A 21,534-nucleotide genomic window follows, 5' to 3' on the forward strand; every position below is an offset into this window, starting at 1 on the left:
CCATTGGGCAGTAACGATCCATACTGAACGCATGACCCGTCGTCGAGTAGTCATCACCGGCCTGGGGCTGATCAGCCCTGTTGGCAACACGGTCACCGAAGGCTGGAACAACCTGCTTGCAGGACGTTCCGGCATTGGCGCCATCACCAGGTTCGACGCTTCGGCGTTGACCTGCCAGTTTGCCGGCGAGGTCAAGGACTTCAAGGTCGAGGAGTACATCCCCGGCAAGGAAGCCAAGGCGATGGATACTTTCATCCATTTCGGTCTGGCCGCTGCGGTCCAGGCTGTTCAGGATGCGGGTCTGCCAACAGGCGATGCCCTGACCGAAGAGCAAGCCGAGCGTATCGGCTGCATGGTTGGTTCAGGCATCGGGGGGCTGCCCGAAATCGAATCCACCGCACGTACCGTGGTTGAACGCGGTCCGCGGCGGATTTCCCCATTCTTTGTGCCCGCGTCGATCATCAACATGATCTCCGGACACATCTCGATCCGCTACGGTTTCAAGGGCCCGAACATGGCCATTGTCACTGCCTGCACCACCGGTCTGCATTGCATCGGTGAAGCTGGCCGCATGATCGAGTATGGCGACGCCGACGTGATGATCGCCGGCGGCGCTGAAGCCACGGTGTCGATGCTCGGGGTGGGTGGCTTTGCCTCTGCCCGGGCCCTGTCGACCCGCAACGAAGACCCCGCCACCGCGTCGCGGCCGTGGGACAAGGACCGCGACGGTTTTGTCCTCGGCGAAGGCGCCGGTGTGCTGGTCCTCGAAGAATACGAACACGCCAAGAAGCGCGGCGCGAAGATCTACGCCGAGCTGATCGGCTTCGGCATGGGTGCCGATGCGTACCACATGACCGCGCCTAACGTGGACGGCCCGAAGCGTTCGATGAAGGCGGCCCTGCGCAATGCCGGCATCAACGCGGACCAGGTGCAGTACCTGAACGCCCACGGCACGTCGACCCCGCTGGGTGACCTGAACGAAACCAACGCCATCAAGCTGGCGTTCGGTGATCACGCCAAGCAGCTGGTGGTCAATTCGACCAAGTCGATGACCGGCCATCTCCTGGGCGGCGCCGGTGGCGTCGAGTCGGTGTTCTCGGTGCTGGCCCTGAAGAACCAGGTCTCGCCTCCGACGATCAACATCTTCAATCAAGATCCCGAGTGCGATCTGGATTACTGCGCCAACACGGCGCGGGACATGAAGATCGACATCGCCGTGAAGAACAACTTCGGCTTCGGTGGCACCAACGGAACCCTGGTGTTCCGTCGGGTCTGATTCCCAGCGCCTGCCGCGCCGCATGCGCGTTGCACCCCCAGCCAGCTACCCTGTGAGCGCGTTCAGCGTCTTTCACGGGCTGGCCTTGGGTGCCGTGATCGTGGCGCTGCTCAATGTGCTGCTGTGGAGCGGCCAGTTGCTGGCTGCTGAAGCGCAATGGCCGTGGATCATCCTGGCGCTGCTGTGTGTGCTTGCCATGTGGCCGGCCTGTCGTTCATTCTGGCGCGCTGTTGCTGGTCGTGAAAATCAAGAGGCCACCTCGCCGGTGCTGCGCTGGAGCGAGGGCGCCTGGCAGTTGTTGCACACCCGAGTTGACGGGGCTCCTGTCCTTGAAGCCGCAACAAAAACCGCAGCTGAAGTCACCGCAGAACGCGGCACACCCGAACTGCTGCTCGATCTCGGGCAGCATCTGCTGTTGAGTTGGCGTGCGGACGATACAAAGTCGCTGCGCTGCATCGCCTTGTCGTCGAAGCCGGGCCACCTGGCTGCATGGCATGCCCTGCGCGTCGCCCTGCATGCCCGACAGCCTTTCACCGGCCAACCCGCCCGATGATCCAGCAGCCTGACGCAGATGCCGCGCTGGTCGAGCGCGTGAAGCTGGGTGACCAGAAGGCGTTCGAAATGCTGGTCATCAAGTACCAGCGCCGCATCGAGCGCCTGATCGGCCGGATGGTGCGAGACACCGACCTCGTGCAGGACATTGCCCAGGAAACCTTCATCCGGGCCTACCGTGCCCTGCCGCAGTTCCGCGGCGACAGTGCCTTCTACACCTGGCTCTACCGCATCGCGGTGAACACGGCGAAGAAGGCCTTGATGGATCTCAAGCGTGATCCGCTGATCACCGAGGCGGCCTTTGCAAGTTCCGACGACGACGACGAAACTTCTCGTCCCGGAAAGGAACCAACCGACACCGCAACGCCGGAAGCCTTGCTCGCGAGCAAGGAAATTGCTGCAACCGTGAATGCGGCGATCAACGCGTTGTCGGAAGATCTGCGTCAGGCCATCACCCTTCGGGAAATCGAGGGCCTGAGCTATGAAGAGATTTCGGATGTGATGAATTGCCCGATTGGCACCGTGCGCTCACGGATCTTTCGGGCCCGAGAGGCGATCGCAGTGAAGTTGCGCCCTTTGTTGGATACCCGTGATGGAGAGCGCTGGTGAGCCACCTTTCCGTGCCGAACTTCTGGAGTGACCATGTCTGAGCCGTCAAGAACCCCGGAGCGCCTGCTGCAGGACCTCTCTGCCTTGCACGATGGCGAGCTGGATGCCGCTGCGCTGGCTGCGCTCACGCGTGAATGGGCGGCTGAGCCCGAGTTGCGGGCCGACTGGCACACCTATGCCCTGATCGGTGACGTGCTGCGTTCTGATGATCTGGCCAGCCCGGCCGATCACGACAGTGCGTTTCTGCAACGTCTTCGTGGCCGCCTGGCCGACGAGCCCGTGGTCTTCGCCCCCATGCCGGCGTCCAAGAGCGCCGAGCAGCCTGCGGTGGCAGCAGTGCCGATGCCTGCGGCTGTGGGCGATAACCAGCGCCGCTGGTCCCGTCCGGCCGCGGTGGGTGCCGCGTGCATGGCCGTGGCCGGTGTCGCAATGGTGCTGCGCTTGGGCGACCCGACGCCCACCGGTGATGTGATGGCCCAGGCAGGCACGGCGGCCACGGCGCCTGCAGCGTCGTCGGTTCAGATCGTCCGCAACGCCGAACTGGATCGTTACCTGAGCGCCCACCGTCAGTTCGCCCAAGGCGCTGCGCTGGCCTCGCCAGGCGCCCTGCGGCAAGTTGCGGTGACACCGGACGGCCGCTGATGCCACTGCCCGGCATGACCACGTCACGTGCGCTCGCGCATCTGGGGCGCTCGCTGCGTCTAGGTGCGCGCCTGCGCTGGCAGCCTTTGCTGCTGCAGGCGGCTTGCGTCGCCTTGTCGGCATCGGCCGGACTGGTTCAAGCACAGACCCAAACCCAGAATCCGGGTGCTTCGACGCCCGAGGCACCGCTGGACGCGCGCGCCTGGCTCATGCGCACGCATGAAGCTGCCTCGACACGCAACTACCAGGGCACGCTGGTGTTCTCCAACAGCGCGTCGATGTCGGCATCACGGGTCGCGCACTACTGCGAGGCGAATCAGCAGTACGAACGTGTGGAAGCGATGGACGGCGAGCCTCGCAGCCTCCTGCGCCACAACGACACCGTGCACACGGTGTGGCCGCGCGCCAAGGTTGCGGTGGTTGAACAACGGGATGCTCGCGCTACCTTCCCGGCGCTGCTTTCCGCTGGTGAGCGCCGCGTGCTGGAGCTGTATGAGCTGCGTGTGCTCGGCGTCGACCGTGTGGCAGGTCGTGACGCCGACGTGGTGCTGCTGAAGGCGAAAGACAACCTGCGTTTCAGCCAGCGCCTGTGGGCCGATCGCCAGACGGGCCTGCTGCTGCGCTCAGACACGGTGGGTGCCAACGGGCAGACACTCGAGTCGGCGGCTTTCACCGAACTCAGCATCAACGTGAAGCCCCAGCCGGAGCTCGTGACTGGCCCGCTGCGCAAGCTGGACGGCTACAAGGTGCTGCGCCCGCAGATGGCGCCTAGCTCGCTCGCTGCCGAGGGCTGGCAGATGGGAGCCGTGCCCGCGGGCTTCCGGGAAATGCAGTGCGCCAAGCGCTCGCTCGACCCGGCCGGGCAAGCCGGCGCCCCCGTGGTCCTGCAGGTCATTTATTCGGACGGCCTGACCCACGTGTCACTGTTCATCGAACCTTTTTCTCCGCAGCGACACCAAGCCGAAGGTACTTCGGTGGTGGGCGCCACGCACACCTTCAGTGTCCGGCGCGATGACGTGTGGCTCACAGCCCTCGGCGACGTGCCACCGGAGACCTTGAAGCGCTTCGTAGCCGCGCTGGAGCAGCGCAAGCGCTGATCTCGTCGAGTTGTTCGTCGGTGATCAGTGGCTGGCGTCTGCCTGACACGGTTGCGAATGCACACGGCCAACGAGAAGGAGTTTTCATGAAGTTCCCTGCGCTCACGAGTGCATTGAATCTGCGCCGCGGCGCCCTGGTGGCGATGATGAGTGCCGGCGTCTTGCTGACGGCCTTGCCGCACGCCCCGGCCACTGCCCAGGTTCGTGGCCTGCCTGATTTCACCGAGCTGGTGGAACAGGCCGGTCCGTCGGTGGTCAACATCCGCACCTCTGAAAAAGCCAAGCCGGCCGCTGGCAACAGCCAGATCGACCCCGGCCTCGAAGAGTTCTTCAAGCGCTTCGGCATTCCAGTGCCAGGCGGGCGCACGCCACGAGGTGGCAACAACGGCGGGGACGACGATGCGCCCCAGCGCCGCGGTGTTGGCTCGGGCTTCGTGCTGACCGCTGACGGCCTGATCATGACCAACGCCCACGTGGTTGACGGAGCGGATGAGCTGATCGTCACGCTGACTGACAAGCGGGAGTTCAAGGCCCGCGTGATTGGTGCTGACAAGCGCACCGATGTGGCCGTCGTCAAGATCGATGCCACGGGGCTGCCGGCCGTCAAGGTGGGCGATGTTAGTCGCCTGAAGGTGGGGGAGTGGGTCATGGCGATCGGCTCGCCGTTCGGCCTCGACAACACCGTCACTGCGGGCATCGTCAGCGCCAAGCAGCGCGACACCGGTGACTTCCTGCCCTTCATCCAGACCGACGTGGCCATCAATCCGGGCAACTCGGGTGGCCCGCTGCTGAACATGCGCGGCGAGGTCGTGGGCATCAACTCCCAGATCTACAGCCCCTCCGGCGGTTATGCCGGCATCTCGTTCGCCATTCCGATCGATGAGGCTGTGCGTGTTGCAGACCAACTGCGCGCCAGCGGGCGGGTGATTCGCGGCCGCATCGGTGTCCGCATCGACGCCGTCACAAAGGAAGTGGCGGACAGCATCGGTTTGGGCAAGGTGACCGGTGCCTTGCTGCGCGGCATCGAAGCGGGCAGCCCGGCCGAGAAGGCGGGCCTGGAGGCGGGTGACATCGTCACCAAGGTGGATGGCCGCGTGGTGGAGAAGCCCGGCGACCTGCAACGCGCGATTGGTGCCGTGAAGCCCGGCGCGAAGGCCACGCTGCAGATTTTCCGCAAGGGCAACTACCGCGACGTGGTGGTCGTGGTGGCCGAACTGGAGCCCGATGCCAAGGTGGCCGCCGCAGCCAAGGCCGACGCCCCGGCATCCACCGCAGCGCGCAGCGTGCTGGGCCTGACGGTGGCGGAGCTGTCCGAGGCCCAGAAGCGCGAATTGCGCATCAAGGGTGGCGTGCGCGTGGAAACCGCAGACGGCCCCGCTGCGCGTGCCGGGTTGAAGGCGGGTGATGTCATCCTGGCCATCGACAACAGCGACATCGCCGACGTGAAGCAGTTCAACGCGGTGGTGGCCAAGGTCGACAAGAGCCGCCGGGTGACCATGCTGGTTCGCCGCGGCGATTGGGTGGATTACCTGGTCCTGCAACCCGCCAAGTAAGGCGGCCGCGCCGTTGGCCGGCGCGTGCCCGCAAGACCCGCTGACTGACTATTTCAGCGGGTCTTTTTGCATGGTGGGATAGTTGGCCCCGGTTTTGGCCTCGGGGCTGTTCGCCCAGGTGCCTGGCGAGAAGAAATTAGGTGTTGGTGACTGCTTACTTGTTTGGCCGAATGACCTGATTGTGATGTGCTGGCGATACAATGACAGCCTTCCGCCAAGCATTTCCAATGTCTTGGGCGCACAGTGCGACGGTGCTTGCAGGTTGGCCGCGCAGACGCAGTCGAATTGTTGATAACTTGTGGACAACAATGCCTGTTGGCACCCTGCAACGACCCTCCACCGCGCCAGGAGGCTGCATGCGCAAAGCGTGTTTTGGCTACAATGAAAGCCCAACATGCAGTTGCCAAACGTTTTGTTGGAAGGCGCGTCTCCTCTTGGACGTGCCTTTTTTTTAACTGCGATCCGCTCCTTCAACCGGTGGTGCCCCGAGGCGCATCCGGGTGCCATGAGCGGCTTGTCAGACGCTTCAGCCCCAGGCCGCAAGGCCGTCGTCCGTCCGTTCACGGGCTGCCAGGGCGCTGACAAGGCCAGGCTCAACGCCGCTCGCGATCGCACTGCAACGGCAGCGCACCGCACTGTTTCCGAACCGCATGGACCACATTCGCAATTTCTCGATCATTGCCCACATTGACCACGGCAAAAGCACCCTGGCTGACCGCATCATCCAGCGCTGCGGTGGCCTGAGCGACCGTGAAATGGAAGCGCAGGTGCTCGATTCGATGGACATCGAACGCGAGCGCGGCATCACCATCAAGGCCCAGACGGCCGCCTTGCAATACAAGGCCCGCAACGGTCGGATCTACAACCTCAACCTGATCGACACCCCTGGACACGTGGACTTCTCGTATGAGGTCAGCCGGTCCCTGTCGGCCTGCGAAGGCGCGCTGCTGGTGGTGGACGCCAGCCAGGGCGTGGAAGCGCAGACGGTGGCGAACTGCTACACAGCGCTCGACCTGGGCGTCGAGGTGGTGGCGGTGCTCAACAAGATGGACCTGCCGCAGGCAGACCCCGAGCGCGCCAAGGAAGAAATCGAAGACGTCATCGGCATTGATGCCACCGACGGCATTCCGTGCTCGGCCAAGACCGGCATGGGCATCGATGAAATCCTCGAAGCCGTGATCGAGCGCATGCCGGCCCCGAAGGGCGACCCCGATGCCCCGCCGCGCGCGATGATCATCGACGCCTGGTTCGACAACTACGTCGGCGTGGTGATGCTGGTCCGCGTGGTCGATGGCGAGCTGAAGAAGGGTGAGCGCATCCGCATGATGGCCACCAACGCCATCTACCCGGCCGAGCACCTGGGCGTGTTCACGCCGAAGAGCGAAAGCCGCGAATCTCTGAAGGCGGGTGAGGTGGGTTTCATCATCGCCGGCATCAAGGAGCTGCAGGCTGCCAAGGTGGGTGACACCATCACCCTCGAAAAGAAGCTGCCCAACAACGCCGGCCCGGCCACCGAAGCACTGCCTGGCTTCAAGGAAATCCAGCCGCAGGTGTTTGCGGGTCTGTATCCGACCGAAGCCAGCGAGTACGACCAGCTGCGTGATGCGCTCGAGAAGCTCAAGCTCAACGACAGCTCGCTGCGCTACGAGCCAGAAGTGTCCCAGGCGCTGGGCTTCGGCTTCCGCTGCGGCTTCCTCGGTTTGCTGCACATGGAAATCGTGCAGGAGCGACTGGAGCGCGAGTTCGACCAGGACCTGATCACCACCGCACCGAGCGTGGTGTACGAGGTGGAGCTGAACGGCGGCGAAATCATCCAGGTCGAGAACCCCTCGAAGATGCCTGAGCTGGGCCGCATCAACGAGATCCGCGAGCCCATCGTCACCGTGCATCTCTACATGCCGCAGGACTATGTCGGCACCGTGATGACGCTGGCCAACCAGAAGCGCGGCGTGCAGCTGAACATGGCCTATCACGGCCGTCAGGTGATGCTGACGTACGAGATGCCGCTGGCTGAAATCGTGCTCGACTTCTTCGACAAGCTCAAGAGCGTGTCGCGCGGTTATGCCTCCATGGACTACGAGTTCAAGGAGTACCGCGCGTCCGACGTGGTCAAGGTCGACCTGATGATCAATGGCGACCGCGTGGACGCCCTGTCGATCATCGTGCACCGTGCGCAGAGCCAGTACCGTGGCCGTGCCGTGGCCGCCAAGATGCGTGAGCAGATCCCGCGTCAGATGTACGACGTGGCAATCCAGGCGGCCATCGGCGCCAACATCATTGCCCGCGAGAACATCAAGGCCCTGCGCAAGAACGTGCTGGCAAAATGTTATGGCGGTGACATCTCCCGTAAACGCAAGCTGCTCGAGAAGCAGAAGGCCGGCAAGAAGCGCATGAAGCAGATCGGCTCGGTCGAGGTGCCTCAGGAAGCGTTCCTGGCAATTCTTCAAGTGGACGATTGAACCCTTTATGAGCGCACTCACCGCCGCCCTGTACGGCGCCCTGATCGTCTATCTTGGCGGTTGGTACATGAATGCCTGGATCGGCAACTTCTCGTTGCTGCTCTTCATCCTCTCCTTCGTCACGCTGCTGTACTGGCTGGCCGAGCGTTTCCGCTTCGCGCCTGCCCGTGAGGCGGCCGCCCGCAACCTTGAGCAGCAGGACGCACAGCGTCGGGCTGAGCTGGCGAAGCTGGGCATCGAGAAGGTCGATGGCGACATCACGGAAGCCCGCGAGAAGCTGCTGATGCAGCCCTGGTGGCTCGATTGGACCGCCGGCCTGTTCCCGGTGATCATCATCGTGTTCGTGATGCGCTCGTTCCTGTTCGAGCCGTTCAAGATTCCGTCCGGCTCGATGATCCCGACGCTGCAGATCGGCGACCTGATCCTTGTGAACAAGTTTCACTATGGCGTTCGCCTGCCCGTGCTGAACATCAAGGTCATCCCGAACCATGAGCCGGCGCGTGGCGACGTTGTGGTGTTCCGCTACCCGATCGATCAGCGCATGGACTACATCAAGCGTGTGGTCGGCCTGCCGGGCGACGAGGTGTCGTACCTGAACCAGCAGTTGCGCATCAACGGTGTGCCGGTGCCCACCACCCCGGCTGGCGATGATTACGACGACGAGAGCATGCGCTACATGGCGCGCTTCAACGAGAAGCTCGGCGAGATCGATCACCGCATCCAGCGCTTCCCGACGCCGTTGCCTTTCAACCCGGCCCAGACCTATCCGTTCCCCTTCAAGGATCAATGCCGCCACACTATCGAGGGTGTTGTGTGCAAGGTTCCAGCCGGTCACTATTTCGTGATGGGCGACAACCGGGACAATTCGGAAGATTCGCGATACTGGGGTTTTGTTCCTGACAAGAATCTGGTCGGCAAGGCCTTCTTCGTCTGGATGAACTTCAGCAACCCGGGCCGTATCGGCGGGTTCCACTGAGTGCACTCTCACGCGATTCACGGAAAGGGAAAGTCATGATCGTTCGGTCTCCGGCACACCACGCACAACGCGGCCTCTCGATGTTCGGGCTGCTGTTCACCGCTGTCGCGGTGGCGTTCGCCGCGCTCATGATCATGCGCATCTTCCCGACCGTGAACGAGTACCTTACGGTGCAGAAGTCGATCGACAAGATCATGGCCGAGAACCCGTCGTCGGTGCCCGAAATCCGCCGTGCATTTGATCGCCAGCGCGACGTTGAATACGCCATCACCACCTTGAACGGCAGCGACCTCGAGATCGAGGCCGTGGGCGACAAGTTCCGTGTGCGCTTTGCCTACGAGAAGGAAGTCGACCTGTTTCCGCCGGTCTACCTCCTGATCAAGTACCGCGGCGGTTCACGCTGAATCTGGCCGGCCATTGATGGAACAGCGTCTAGTCAACCTCCAGGAGCGCATCGGATACCGCTTCGTGCGTCCCGAGCTGCTCAAGCGGGCCCTGACGCACCGCAGCTTCGGCGCTGACCACAACGAGCGCCTCGAGTTTCTCGGGGATTCGGTGCTCAGCCTGTCGGTATCGCGCCTGCTGTTTGACCGCTTCGCAGGCTCTGACGAAGGCGACCTGACCCGTGTCCGCGCCCACCTCGTGCGCGAAGACTCGCTGCACAAGGCGGCGCTGGTGCTGGGTCTGCCCGACGTGATCCGCCTCTCCGAGGGCGAAGCGAAGGCAGGTGGTGCACAACGCGCTTCCATCCTCGCGGACGCCCTGGAAGCGCTGCTGGGCGCGATGTACCTGGACGGTGGTACCGAGCCCGCCAACGCCTTGGTGCAGAAGCTGTTTGGCGAGATGATCACCGGCACCACCGCCGAGAGCTGGCGCAAGGATGCCAAGACCGAACTGCAGGAATGGCTGCAGGCCCGTCGACTGTCGGTGCCCACCTACCGCATTGCCGGCGTTCGCGGGCAGGCCCATGCCCAGACCTTCGACGTGGCCTGTGACGTGCCGGCCCTTGCCGTGACCGACACCGGAGACGGGCGTTCACGCCGGGCCGCTGAACAAGAGGCCGCGCGCAAGGTGCTGCTGCAGCTGCAGGCCCTCCCTGAATCGACCATCGCGGCCCGCCTGCGCGACTGAGTCAACCGCGGTCGGCCGGTCCTCCGGGGCCGGCCACCGCGTCTGCTTTTTTACTTGCGCACAACCCGTGCGATTGCCGGACAATACCCCTGTGGACAACACCCCTGACGACCTGACCCCCGACGACGCCTCTGACGACGACGGCGTGGCCCAACGCTGCGGCCTGATCGCCATCGTCGGACGCCCCAACGTGGGCAAGTCCACGCTGATGAACGCGTTGGTCGGTCAGAAGATCAGCATCACGTCCAAGAAGGCGCAGACCACGCGCCACCGCATCACCGGCATGCGCACGGTCGAGGAAGCCCAGTTCGTGTTCGTTGACACGCCTGGTTTCCAGATGAAGCACGCCAACCCGCTGAACCGCACCCTGAACCGCACCGTGCAAAGCACGCTGAGCGACGTGGACGTGGTGCTGTTCCTGGTCGAAGCCGGCCGCTTCGGCAGCGACGACGAGAAGGTCCTGTCGCTGATGCCCGAGGGCAAGCCGCTGGTGCTGATCGCCAACAAGCTCGACGAAATCCACCGCCGCAGCGACCTGCTGCCGTGGCTGCAGAAGATGCAGGCCCGCCATCCCTTCACCGAATTCGTGCCGATGTCGGCGCAGAAGAAGTCGGATGTGGATCGCCTGTTCGGCATCCTCAAGCCTTACCTGCCCGAGCAGGACTGGTTCTATGAAGAAGACACGCTGACCGACCGCAGCGAGAAGTTCATGGCCAGTGAAATCATTCGTGAAAAGCTGTTCCGCCTGACCGGTGATGAGCTGCCCTACACCTCCACTGTGGTCATCGACAAGTGGGAAGAGGAAGAGGGCGGCACGCGCCGCCGCATCAGCGCCTCCATCGTGGTGGAGCGCGATGCCCACAAGGGCATGATCATCGGTGGTGGTGGCGAGCGCCTCAAGCGCATCGGCAGCGAAGCCCGCCAGGAGATGGAAAAGCTGATGGAAGCGCGGATCTTCCTTGAGTTGTGGGTCAAGGTGCGTTCTGGCTGGGCCGACAGCGAGGAGCACCTGCGCTCCTACGGCTACGAGTGAGCCCGCGGCGCCCAGCGGCTGCCAGTGCGGCCTATGTGCTGCACCGCTACGACTGGAGCGAAACCAGCCTGATCCTCGACCTGTTCACCCGTGAACAGGGCCGGCTGACGGTGGCGGCCAAGGGCGCCAAGCGCCCGTATTCGCAGCTGCGGCCCGTGCTGCTGCCTTTCCAGGGCATGACGGTGGTGCTGGGCCGGCCGGCCAAGGAAGAGCCCTCCGAGGTGCTCAACCTGCGCAGCGCCGAATGGGCCGGTGGCGCGCCGATGTTGCCTGCCGCCGCGCTGTTCGCCGGCTTCTACCTGAACGAGCTGCTGATGAAGCTGCTCGCTCGCCACGATCCTCACCCCGTGCTGTTTGATGCCTACGCCGCGTCACTGCCCGCGCTGGCCGCTGGCGACGACACGCTGACGCAGGCCGCGCTGCGCGCCTTCGAGATCGTGCTGCTGCGCGAGATCGGCCTCCTGCCCGAGCTGGACACCGTCACCGCCACGCTGGCGTCGGTGCAGCCTCAACGCCAATACCTGCTGCGTGCGGACAGCGGCCTCAGCACCGCCCGCGAAGGCGAGGCCAGCCTGAGTGGCGGCCTGCTGCTGCAACTCCAGCAGACGCTGGATGGCGGGGCGCTGAGCGAGCTGCAAACGGCGTGCGCCAACGAGCGCAACGCCCTCAAGGCCACCTTGCGCGGATTGCTTCACTATCATCTGGGGACGCCACGCCTGCGGACCCGTGACGTCATGCTCGGTGCCCAACAGTTCATCGGCCTGGCCGACGGGCCCGCCGAGCAGGTCGATCCCACCACTCATCCAGCCAGCTGAACCATGAATCCCTTGATGGCCCCCGAAGCCGTGTATGTCGGCCACGCCACGACCGCGCTGTCGGTCAATATCAACAAGGTGGCTCTGCTGCGCAACACCCGTCATCTGGGCATTCCCAGCGTGCTGCGTGCCGCTGAGCAGGTCTTGCAGGCCGGGGCACAAGGCATCACCGTGCACCCGCGGCCGGACGAGCGGCACATCCGCGGGACCGATGTGCATGAGCTGGCGGCGATGCTGAAGCGCGACTGGCCCGCGGTGGAGTACAACATTGAAGGCAATCCGTTGCACAACCTGATGGAGTTCGTGCGCATGGTGCGGCCGCACCAGGCCACCTTCGTGCCCGACACGGTGGGCCAGTTCACCTCTGACCACGGTTGGGTGCTGCCCGCTGATGCGGCCGTGCTCAAGCCGCTGATCGACGAATGCCATGCCCTCGGCGTGCGCGTCAGCCTGTTCATGGACCCGCTGCCGGAAGCGATGGCGCTGGTGCGCGAGCTGGGTGCGGACCGCGTGGAGCTGTATACCGAGACCTACGCCAGCGCGATGGGCACGCCCGACGAGCAGGCCGTGCGCGCGCAATTCGCGGCCACCGCCCGCGCGGCGCTGGCAGCCGGCCTGGGCGTGAATGCCGGCCATGATCTGAACCGCGAGAACCTCACGCCTTTCCTGCGCGAAGTGCCCGGTGTGGCGGAAGTGTCGATCGGCCATGCGCTGATCGCCGATGCGCTCGAGATGGGCTATGCGCAGACCACGCGCGAATACCTGCGCTGCATCCACGCTGCCCAAGGCCCCGCCACCGCATGATCGCTGGCATTGGCACGGACGTCTGCGACCTGCGGCGCATTGCCGAGACGGTCGAGCGGCGCGGCGAGCGCTTCGCACAGAAGGTGCTTGGCCCGCATGAACTGGCGGTCTATCACGCCCGCCGGGAGCGCTCGGCCGAGCGTGGCTTGGCCTACCTCGGCAGCCGCTTCTCCGCCAAGGAATCCTTTTCCAAGGCCATCGGCCTGGGCATCCACATGCCCATGACGTGGCGCTCCTGTGAAATCCTGAACCACCCCAGTGGCCAGCCCTACATCCAGCTCAACGGCCCCTTGGCTGAGTGGTTTGAAGCGCGCCACTGGCAAGCCCACGTCACCCTGAGTGACGAGACTGACTACGTGGTCAGCTTCGTCGTTGTTGAATCAGCCCCTGCACCATGACCACGCATTCGCCTGTCATTCTCGATATCGCCGGCCCCGCCCTGGACGCCAATGACCGCCGCCGCCTGGCCCACCCGATGACGGGCGGGCTGATCCTGTTCGGTCGCCATTGGCAAAGCCGCGCGCAGATCACGCAGCTGGTTGCTGAAATCAAGTCGATTCGCCCGGACCTGCTGGTCTGCGTGGACCACGAAGGCGGCCGCGTCCAGCGCTTCCGCACTGACGGCTTCACCCACCTGCCGCCCATGCGCTTTTATGGCGACATGTGGATGAACGACGCGATGCAGGCCACCGACGCCGCCACCGCCGCAGGCTATGTGCTGGCCAGCGAGTTGCGCGCTTGCGGCATCGACCTGAGCTTCACGCCGGTGCTCGATCTGGACCACGGTTCGAGCTCGGTGATCGGCGACCGCGCCTTCCACCGCGATGCACGGGTCTCGACGCTGCTCGCGAAGAGCCTGATGCAAGGTTTGATGCAGGCCGGCATGGCCAACTGCGGCAAGCATTTCCCCGGCCACGGGCATGTGGCGGCCGACAGCCATGTGGCGGTGCCGGTGGACAAGCGTTCGCGCAAGGCCATCCTGGCCGATGACGCGCGTCCGTACGAATGGCTCAGCACCTCGCTCAGCAGCGTCATGCCGGCGCACGTCATCTATCCCAAGGTGGACAGCCGGCCGGCCGGTTTTTCGAGCTTGTGGCTGCAAGACGTGCTGCGCATACAGCTGGGCTTCACTGGCGCCATCTTCAGCGACGACCTGAGCATGGAAGGTGCCCGTTTCATTGACGGCCAGTCTGTGACGGCGGTGGAGGCGGGCATTGCCGCGCTGACCGCTGGCTGCGACATGGTGCTGCTGTGCAACCAGTCACAGGTTGATGGTGGCCGCGCGGTGGATGACCTGCTCGACGGCCTGGAGAAGGCCCGCGTGCGTGGCCGCTGGGCCGCGAACGGGCACAGCGAGCGTCGCCGCCTGGCGCTGCTGCCCCAGACCGAGCCCCTGTTCTGGGACGAGTTGATGCACCACGCGCCGTACATCCGCGCGCTGGAGCGCCTGCACGGCTGATCACTCACCGGCGATTCGGCCACAAAAAAGCCGCCTCATAGAGGCGGCTTTTTCATTGGGCCGAGACCTTTGACGGGCCTCGGCGAGCCTGCGATCAGGCCTGGGGACGATCGAACGGCAGGCTGACCTGGCTGAGGTCCTTGCGGGTCTCGACCAGCACCAGCGGGCCTTCGTCGATGACCACCACCGGCGGGCGTTCACGCGGCACGTGCACCGGCTTCGGCTCTGCAGCGATGGCCGCCTGGGCGGCAGCGATCTTGGCAGCATCCGAGTTGACCCATGCCAGGCCTGCGCCTTCGGCGATGCGATTCAGCTCGTCGAGTGACAGCACGAAAGGTGCAGCCGGTGCCGCTGCGGGTGCAGCAACTTCGGCAGCCACGGCAGCCGCCGGAGCGGCTTCCACGGTGTCGGCACCCATGCCCACCAGCGGTGCTGCGGCGTAGGCGGCGGCATCGGCGGCTTGCTCGGCCGTCGGGGCCGGGCTGTCACCGAAGGCCGGTGCTTCCTGGCCGTTGGCTTCAGTCGACGCTGCGGCGTCACCGTTCTTCACGGCGTCATCGTCACGGCGCTGGCGGTCACGGCCACGGCCACCACGGCGGCGGCGGCCACCGTCGGTGCCTTCAGCGTTGTCGGCGGTCTCAACGGGGTTGGCAGCTTCGGCGGCCGCTTCAGCCACCGGAGCGGCTTCTGCGTCGGGCGCGTCATTGCCTTCTGCGCCGGCTTCGGTGCCTTCTGCGCGGCCATCTTCACGACCACGGCCACCGCGGCGGCGGCGACGACGGCGGCCTTCACGCTCGGCATCGCTGCCGGCTTCCGTCGTGGCGGCGTCGGTGCCTTCCGGCAGGTCGACCAAGCCGTTCGCGACTTGCAGTTCAGCGGCTGCCACCGGAGCGGCCTCGCTGTCCTGGCGACGCGGGCGGCGCTGGTTTTCCGTGGCCAGCGGCTGGGTGCTCTCGACTTCTTCGTTGCGCTCCGAGCCATTGCCGCGACGCTGATCACCACCGCGGCTGTTGCCGTCGTTGCGCGCTTCGTTGCGGGCCTCGTTACGGCCATCACGGCGGCCATCGCGGCGACCGTCACGGCGGCCTTCGGCCTGACCTTCGGTGCGCGCGCCTTCAGCACGCGGCTCGTTGCGGTTGCCCGAACGGCCTTCGGTGCGTGCGCCATCGCGCTGACCACGTTCGCTGCGCTCGCCGCGGCGACCCGACTGGCCTTGGCGGCCACCCTTGCCATCGCGCTGGCCGTCACGGCCGGTGCCTTCACCGCGTTCCTTGGTGGTCGCAGCTTCCTTCGGTGCAGCAGGTGCGGGTGCCGGCGCTTCAGCGCCGCCAAACAGCGACTTCAGCCAGCCGAAGAAACCGCCACCGCTCTTGGCGGCAGGCGCTGCAGCAGCAGCCACCGGCTTGGCGGCCACGGGGGCCGGTGCAGCAGCCACAGGGGCAGCCACCACCGGTGCCGGCGGGGCCACCGGGGCCGGCTGGTCGGGCAGCACGCCCTTGATGACCGGCTCCTGCTTGGCCTTCATCTTTTCACGACGCGTGATGCCGACTTCTTCTTCCGGCTCCTCGATCATCGTGTAGCTGGCCTGCAGGTTTTCCAGACGCGGGTCGTCGTGGCGCAGGCGTTCCAGCTTGTAGTTCGGCGTTTCCAGGTGCTTGTTCGGCACCAGCAGCACGGTGGTGCGCTGCTTCAGCTCGATCTTGGTGATTTCAGTGCGCTTCTCGTTCAGCAGGAACGAGGTCACTTCCACCGGCACCTGCACATGCACGGCGGCGGTGTTTTCCTTCATCGACTCTTCCTGGATGATGCGCAGGATCTGCAGCGCGGAAGATTCGGTGTCGCGGATGTGGCCGGTGCCGTTGCAGCGCGGGCAGGTGATGTGGCTGCCTTCGCTCAGCGCAGGGCGCAGGCGCTGGCGGCTCAGTTCGAGCAGGCCGAACTTCGAGATGGTGCTGAACTGCACGCGGGCACGGTCGAAACGCAGCGCGTCCTTCAGACGCTGTTCCACCTCGCGGCGGTTCTTGCTGTCTTCCATGTCGATGAAGTCGACCACCAGCAGGCCGCCCAGGTCACGCAGACGGCACTGGCGTGCGATTTCGTCGGCGGCTTCCAGGTTGGTGCGGGTGGCGGTTTCCTCGATGTCGCTGCCGCGCGTGGCGCGGGCCGAGTTCACGTCGATCGACACCAGTGCTTCGGTGTGGTCGATCACGATGGCGCCGCCCGAAGGCAGGTTCACCGTGCGCGAGAACGCGGTTTCGATCTGGTGTTCGATCTGGAAACGCGAGAACAGCGGAGCGTCGTCGCGGTAGCGCTTCACACGTGCGGCCGATTCCGGCATCACGTGATTCATGAACTGCTGGGCCTGCTCGTAGATGTCGTCGGTATCGATCAGGATTTCACCGACGTCAGCGGTGAAGTAGTCGCGGATCGCACGGATCACCAGCGACGATTCCTGATAGATCAGGTAGGCACCCTTGCCGCCCTTGGCCGCGCCGTCGATGGCGTCCCAGAGCTTGAGCATGTAGTTCAGGTCCCACTGCAGCTCGGCAGCCGAGCGGCCGATGCCAGCGGTGCGGGCGATCAGGCTCATGCCCTTCGGGTACTCGAGCTGGTCGAGGTTTTCCTTCAGCTCTTCGCGCTGCTCACCCTCGATGCGGCGGCTGACGCCACCGCCACGCGGGTTGTTGGGCATCAGCACCAGGTAACGGCCGGCGAGCGACACGAAGGTCGTCAGGGCAGCGCCCTTGTTGCCGCGTTCTTCCTTTTCGACCTGGACCAGCAGTTCCTGGCCATTCGAGATGACGTCGGAAATCTTGGCGTCGCGGACGCTGGCGCCTTCCTTGAAATACTGCTTCGAGATTTCCTTGAACGGCAGGAAGCCGTGGCGGTCTTCGCCGTAATCGACGAAGCAGGCTTCCAGCGAGGGCTCGACGCGTGTCACCACGGCCTTGTAGATGTTGCCCTTGCGTTGTTCGCGACCTTCGATTTCGGTCTCGAAGTCGAGCAGCTTCTGCCCGTCAACAATCGCCAGACGCCGCTCTTCCGGCTGCGTCGCATTGATCAGCATGCGTTTCATGTGCACTCCTCAGTGCGCACGAGGCAGCCCGGTGGCAGCCGCGTGCGTTCACGAAGACGTCACCGAATCCGGGAAAGATTCGGGCGACGCCTCAACCGATGCACGAGAAACAAGGAATGAGGCCGGAGAAGGAATCGCCCTGGACTGTGGCTGCGGCCGCTCTTGGCGGACTGAGCATCACAGCGTTGGCGCGTGCGGCAAAGTGCTCTCGGCCAGAACGTGCAGGCAGATCTGCTGCAACCGGGCGCCGGGCGCCTGGGGTTGCGCCCAGCCGCCACCAGGCCGCGCCGGCCATGAGCCGGGGCCTTTCGTCAGCGGGTGGGGGGAGCAAGACAACAGCATGCGGGAGGAACTGGGCGAACTGCTTCGACGCTGGCTGGATGTTCAGACGATCCCATGGGGCACTGAACATCCGGCCAAAAAACCTTGTTGGAAGTCCTTGCACGAGGCAAGGCGGCACATCCGATATTTCTCTGCCACGGTCCGTCTGCTGGCCGCGAGTCACATCGGGACCCACCATTCCTGCATTCAGACAGCGTTGCATCACCTATAAATGCGCGCAACTTCAGCGCGCATCACCACGGTAGCACGGCAACTACCCGGGTAAACTCTGAAAAATCAAGTACTTACCGTTCAAACGTGGCTCAGACCATTATAAAGGCGAAAACCCGGGCGACTGCCGCCCGCGGGGCCGCCGGACAAAAAGCCACGCGCGGCGCGCCACCCAAGGGCATTCGCGTGCCGATCAAGCCGGCGGCCAAGGTGGCCGCCAAGCCGGTTCGCGCCGTTCAGAACGTGCCACCGGTGCCCGTCGAAGTGGTGGCGCCGCAGGTGCGGCTGGTCACGGTGGATGACGGCTCGGCCGGTCAGCGCCTCGACAACTTCCTGATCCGCGAACTCAAGGGCGTGCCCAAGACGCACGTCTACCGGATCATCCGCGCCGGAGAGGTGCGGGTGAACAAGGGGCGGGCGGCCGCCGATACCCGGCTGGAGCTGGGCGATGTGGTGCGCGTGCCGCCGGTGCGCGTCTCGGCCAGCGTGGCAGACAGCGAAGCGGCCCAGGCCCTGGTGCCGCCGCGCGAGTTTCCGGTGTTGTTTGAGGACGACCATGTGCTGGTGATCGACAAGCCGGCTGGCGTGGCCGTGCACGGCGGCAGCGGCGTGAGCTTCGGCGTGATCGAGCAACTGCGGCGTGCCCGGCCGCAGGCCAAGTTCCTGGAACTGGTGCACCGCCTGGACAAGGAAACCTCCGGCTTGCTGATGGTCGCCAAGAAGCGCAGCGCGCTGACCAACCTGCAAGATCAGTTTCGTGCGCGCGAAACCGGCAAGACCTACGCCGCGCTGGTGATCGGTGACTGGTCGCCCGCCAAGAAGGTGGTGGACGTGGCACTGCACAAATACCTGACGCCCGACGGCGAGCGGCGGGTGCGCGCCGTGCCGGAAGACAACGAGGACGGCCGCCGCTCGATCTCGCTGGTGCGCATCCAGCGTGAATTTGATGGCTTCACCCTGCTCGATGTCACCATCAAGACCGGCCGGACCCACCAGATCCGGGTGCACCTGCTCCATGAAGGCCACGCCATCGTGGGTGACGACAAATATGGCGACTTCAGCCTGAACAAGACGCTGGCCGCCGGCCGCCATGCCTGCGGCGTCAAGTTCGAGCGCATGTTCCTGCATGCCCGCCGGCTGGCTTTCGACCATCCTGCCAGCGGGGAGCGCATCGAGCTCGCCGCACCCCTGCCCGCCGAATGCGAGACACTGCTGGCTCATCTTTCACCGCGTTGACATGCCCATACCCCGCCGTTTTGACCTGATTGCCTTCGATTGGGATGGCACGCTGTTCGATTCCACCGCGCTGATCGTGCGGGCCATCCAGGCGGCAGCGGCCGATCTGGGAGAGCCTGTGCCCGGCGACAGCCAGGCCGCCTATGTCATCGGCATGGGCCTGCATGAAGCGCTGAAACACGCGGTGCCCGGCCTGCCGGTCGAGCGTTACCCAGAGCTGGGCCAGCGTTACCGCGCCCACTACACCGCGAGCCAGCATGACTTGAGCCTGTTCAACGGCGTGCTGCCCATGCTGCACGCCCTCAAGGCCCGCCACCACTGGCTGACCGTGGCGACCGGCAAGAGCCGGCTGGGCCTGAACGAGGCGCTGGCCAGCACCGAACTCAAGGGCATGTTCGACGGCAGCCGCACGGCAGATGAAACGGCGTCCAAGCCTGATCCGCGGATGCTGTACGAGCTGATGCGCGAATTTGGCGCCGAGCCGCAACGCACGCTGATGATCGGCGACACCACCCACGACCTGCAGATGGCGCTGAACGCCGGTGTGCCGTCGGTGGCGGTCAGTTACGGCGCGCATGACCCGTCGGGCTTCGCCGCCTGTCAGCCCCTGTTCGTGGCGCACTCGGTGGCGGAATTGCACGACTGGCTGGCCGAGCATGCCTGAGCCGACCCGCCCCGCCTTGATCCTGGAGCCTCAGCCGCTGTGCGCTGCCAGCGACCTGGCTGAGCGCGGCCTGGCCCAGGTGTTCGATGTGCAGCTCTGGCGCCAGCCGGCCCGGGCCTTTGCGATGCGCTTTGACGGGAAAGTGGTGGGCTACCTCAACCGCTGCGCCCACGTGCCCACCGAAATGGATTGGCAGGCCGGCCAGTTCCTTGACCAGGACAAGCGCTGGATCATCTGCGCCATCCACGGCGCCGCTTACGAGCCCGCCAACGGTGTGTGCGTGGGTGGCCCGTGCCGCGGCAAGCGCCTGCACCCCGTGAAGATGCACGAGGTGGATGGCCAGGTGTTCTGGTCGCCCGACAACGACATCCAGCCCGTGGCGCCGGCCTGATCGCCCGCACCGCACGGCTTCCCGTTCTTTGATTTCAGCCTGACCCCACCATGAGCGACGTTCAAGACAACTCCACCAACCCGCCAGTGCCCACCCCGGCGCCTACGCCCGAGGCGGTGGCCCAGACCACGGCTGATGCAAACACTGCGGCATCCACTGCCGCAACCGCACAGGCGCCTGCAGCCGCCTCCGCGTCGCAGAGCCAGATCAACAGCCTCGAAACCCTGGTGCGCCAGGTCTCGGGTGAGTTGCTGCGCGAGCGCCGCAGCGACCGCCGCTGGCGTCTGGCCCTGCGTCTGGGCTGGTTCGGCCTGGTGCTGGCGCTGGTCTGGTCCGGCTTCTCGCAGCGCGGCAATCATCCGAATGCACCGAGCGGCCCGCACACGGCGCTGGTGGAAGTGCGCGGTGAAATCGCTGCCGACAGCGAAGCCAGCGCAGAAAACCTGGTCGCATCGCTGAAGTCCGCTTTTCAGGACGAAGGTGCGCAAGCCGTGGTGTTGCGCATCAACTCACCCGGCGGCAGCCCGGTGCAGGCCGGCATCATCAACGATGAAATCCGTCGCCTGAAGGTGTTGCACAAGAAGAAGGTCTACGCCGTCGTCGAGGAAATGTGCGCATCTGGCGCCTACTACATCGCCGTGGCCGCCGACGAAATCTATGTCGACAAGGCCAGCGTGGTCGGCTCCATCGGCGTGTTGATGGACGGCTTCGGCTTCACGGGCCTGATGGAGAAGCTGGGCGTCGAGCGCCGCCTGCTCACCGCCGGCAGCAACAAGGGCATGCTGGATCCGTATTCGCCCGCCAATGAGCGCCAGACCGCCCTGGCCAAGGCCATGATCGACCAGATCCACCAGCAGTTCATCAAGGTGGTCAAGGAAGGCCGTGGCGAGCGCCTGAAGGAAACGCCTGACACGTTCTCGGGCCTGTTCTGGAATGGTGAAGAGGCCGTCAAGATGGGCCTGGCCGACGAGTTCGGCAACCTTGATTTCGTGGCCCGCGAGGTCATCAAGGCCGAAGAGGTGATCGACTACACCCCGCAGGACAACGTGGCGGAACGCCTGGCCAAGCGCTTCGGCGCCTCGGTTGGTGCGGGCGCCGTGCGCGCCCTGCGCGGCTCGCTCGAGCTGCGCTGAACCTACAGAAGTCTGCCCCTCGGCCGATATGCCGAGGGTGGACCTCTGTCTTGAACCCCCTTCCGTGGCCCTTGGT

Annotated in this window: 20 protein-coding genes; 19 read left to right on the forward strand and 1 reads right to left on the reverse strand. The window is 65.0% G+C overall.

All coding sequences use genetic code 11. The features are described from left to right. Positions 1-31 precede the first annotated feature (31 nt). From fabF to nagZ, 15 genes are all read left to right on the forward strand, one after another. The gene (gene fabF, locus AACH00_RS01660; RefSeq protein WP_341397198.1) at positions 32-1,276 is read left to right on the forward strand and encodes a beta-ketoacyl-ACP synthase II; all 1,245 of its coding nucleotides are present in this window, start codon (positions 32-34) and stop codon (positions 1,274-1,276) included. A gap of 94 nt (positions 1,277-1,370) precedes the next feature. Continuing rightward, complete coding sequence (locus AACH00_RS01665; protein ID WP_341397199.1) at positions 1,371-1,829, forward strand: hypothetical protein; 459 nt, start codon at positions 1,371-1,373, stop codon at positions 1,827-1,829. Then, positions 1,826-2,437: an RNA polymerase sigma factor RpoE gene (gene rpoE, locus AACH00_RS01670; RefSeq protein ID WP_341397200.1), complete on the forward strand. Its 612-nt coding sequence runs from the start codon at positions 1,826-1,828 to the stop codon at positions 2,435-2,437. The genes AACH00_RS01665 and rpoE overlap by 4 nt, the downstream gene beginning before the upstream one ends. Positions 2,438-2,470: 33 nt before the next feature. Beyond that, positions 2,471-3,079, forward strand: coding sequence for a sigma-E factor negative regulatory protein (locus AACH00_RS01675; RefSeq protein WP_341397201.1), 609 nt, complete (start codon positions 2,471-2,473; stop codon positions 3,077-3,079). A 14-nt stretch (positions 3,080-3,093) separates the two neighbouring features. Further along, complete coding sequence (locus AACH00_RS01680) at positions 3,094-4,176, forward strand: MucB/RseB C-terminal domain-containing protein (RefSeq protein ID WP_341397202.1); 1,083 nt, start codon at positions 3,094-3,096, stop codon at positions 4,174-4,176. An 86-nt stretch (positions 4,177-4,262) separates the two neighbouring features. Continuing rightward, positions 4,263-5,729, forward strand: coding sequence for a DegQ family serine endoprotease (locus AACH00_RS01685; RefSeq protein WP_341397203.1), 1,467 nt, complete (start codon positions 4,263-4,265; stop codon positions 5,727-5,729). Between the two features lie 650 nt (positions 5,730-6,379). Beyond that, a complete protein-coding gene (gene lepA, locus AACH00_RS01690; RefSeq protein WP_341397204.1) occupies positions 6,380-8,188 on the forward strand; it encodes a translation elongation factor 4 in 1,809 nt (602 codons plus the stop codon). A 7-nt stretch (positions 8,189-8,195) separates the two neighbouring features. After that, the gene (lepB, locus tag AACH00_RS01695) at positions 8,196-9,164 is read left to right on the forward strand and encodes a signal peptidase I (RefSeq protein ID WP_341397205.1); all 969 of its coding nucleotides are present in this window, start codon (positions 8,196-8,198) and stop codon (positions 9,162-9,164) included. 35 nt (positions 9,165-9,199) lie between these two features. Then, a complete protein-coding gene (locus AACH00_RS01700) occupies positions 9,200-9,568 on the forward strand; it encodes a DUF4845 domain-containing protein (protein WP_341397206.1) in 369 nt (122 codons plus the stop codon). Between the two features lie 16 nt (positions 9,569-9,584). Beyond that, positions 9,585-10,295, forward strand: coding sequence for a ribonuclease III (gene rnc, locus AACH00_RS01705; RefSeq protein WP_341397207.1), 711 nt, complete (start codon positions 9,585-9,587; stop codon positions 10,293-10,295). Between the two features lie 91 nt (positions 10,296-10,386). Then, positions 10,387-11,328 carry a GTPase Era gene (gene era / locus AACH00_RS01710; RefSeq protein ID WP_423221876.1) on the forward strand — a complete coding sequence of 314 codons (942 nt, stop codon included), beginning with the start codon at positions 10,387-10,389 and terminating at the stop codon, positions 11,326-11,328. Beyond that, entirely contained in the window at positions 11,325-12,143 is an 819-nt protein-coding gene (gene recO, locus AACH00_RS01715) for a DNA repair protein RecO (RefSeq protein ID WP_341397208.1), read from the forward strand. Before era ends, recO begins: the two co-directional genes overlap by 4 nt. 3 nt (positions 12,144-12,146) lie before the next feature. After that, entirely contained in the window at positions 12,147-12,947 is an 801-nt protein-coding gene (locus tag AACH00_RS01720) for a pyridoxine 5'-phosphate synthase (protein WP_341397209.1), read from the forward strand. Next, the gene (gene acpS / locus AACH00_RS01725) at positions 12,944-13,345 is read left to right on the forward strand and encodes a holo-ACP synthase (protein ID WP_341397210.1); all 402 of its coding nucleotides are present in this window, start codon (positions 12,944-12,946) and stop codon (positions 13,343-13,345) included. Before AACH00_RS01720 ends, acpS begins: the two co-directional genes overlap by 4 nt. Next, complete coding sequence (gene nagZ / locus AACH00_RS01730) at positions 13,342-14,406, forward strand: beta-N-acetylhexosaminidase (protein WP_341397211.1); 1,065 nt, start codon at positions 13,342-13,344, stop codon at positions 14,404-14,406. The genes acpS and nagZ overlap by 4 nt, the downstream gene beginning before the upstream one ends. A gap of 94 nt (positions 14,407-14,500) precedes the next feature. Here the strand turns inward: nagZ and AACH00_RS01735 are convergent, their stop codons facing one another. Continuing rightward, entirely contained in the window at positions 14,501-17,482 is a 2,982-nt protein-coding gene (locus tag AACH00_RS01735) for an Rne/Rng family ribonuclease (RefSeq protein ID WP_341397212.1), read from the reverse strand. Positions 17,483-18,313: 831 nt separating this feature from the next. Here AACH00_RS01735 and AACH00_RS01740 point away from each other — a divergent pair. From AACH00_RS01740 to AACH00_RS01755, 4 genes are read left to right on the forward strand one after another with little or no spacing between them, the layout of a single operon-like run. Next, positions 18,314-19,270, forward strand: coding sequence for an RluA family pseudouridine synthase (locus AACH00_RS01740; RefSeq protein WP_341397468.1), 957 nt, complete (start codon positions 18,314-18,316; stop codon positions 19,268-19,270). A 1-nt stretch (position 19,271) separates the two neighbouring features. Beyond that, positions 19,272-19,934 (forward strand): HAD family hydrolase, encoded by a 663-nt coding sequence (locus tag AACH00_RS01745; RefSeq protein WP_341397213.1) that lies wholly within the window; start codon positions 19,272-19,274, stop codon positions 19,932-19,934. Continuing rightward, on the forward strand, positions 19,927-20,325 hold the full coding sequence (locus tag AACH00_RS01750; protein ID WP_341397214.1) for a Rieske (2Fe-2S) protein: 399 nt from the start codon (positions 19,927-19,929) through the stop codon (positions 20,323-20,325). The genes AACH00_RS01745 and AACH00_RS01750 overlap by 8 nt, the downstream gene beginning before the upstream one ends. 50 nt (positions 20,326-20,375) lie before the next feature. Beyond that, positions 20,376-21,458 carry a S49 family peptidase gene (locus AACH00_RS01755; RefSeq protein WP_341397215.1) on the forward strand — a complete coding sequence of 361 codons (1,083 nt, stop codon included), beginning with the start codon at positions 20,376-20,378 and terminating at the stop codon, positions 21,456-21,458. The last annotated feature ends 76 nt before the right edge of the window (positions 21,459-21,534 follow it).

The organism is Ideonella margarita (assembly GCF_038066635.1).
GTDB lineage: Bacteria > Pseudomonadota > Gammaproteobacteria > Burkholderiales > Burkholderiaceae_C > Ideonella > Ideonella margarita.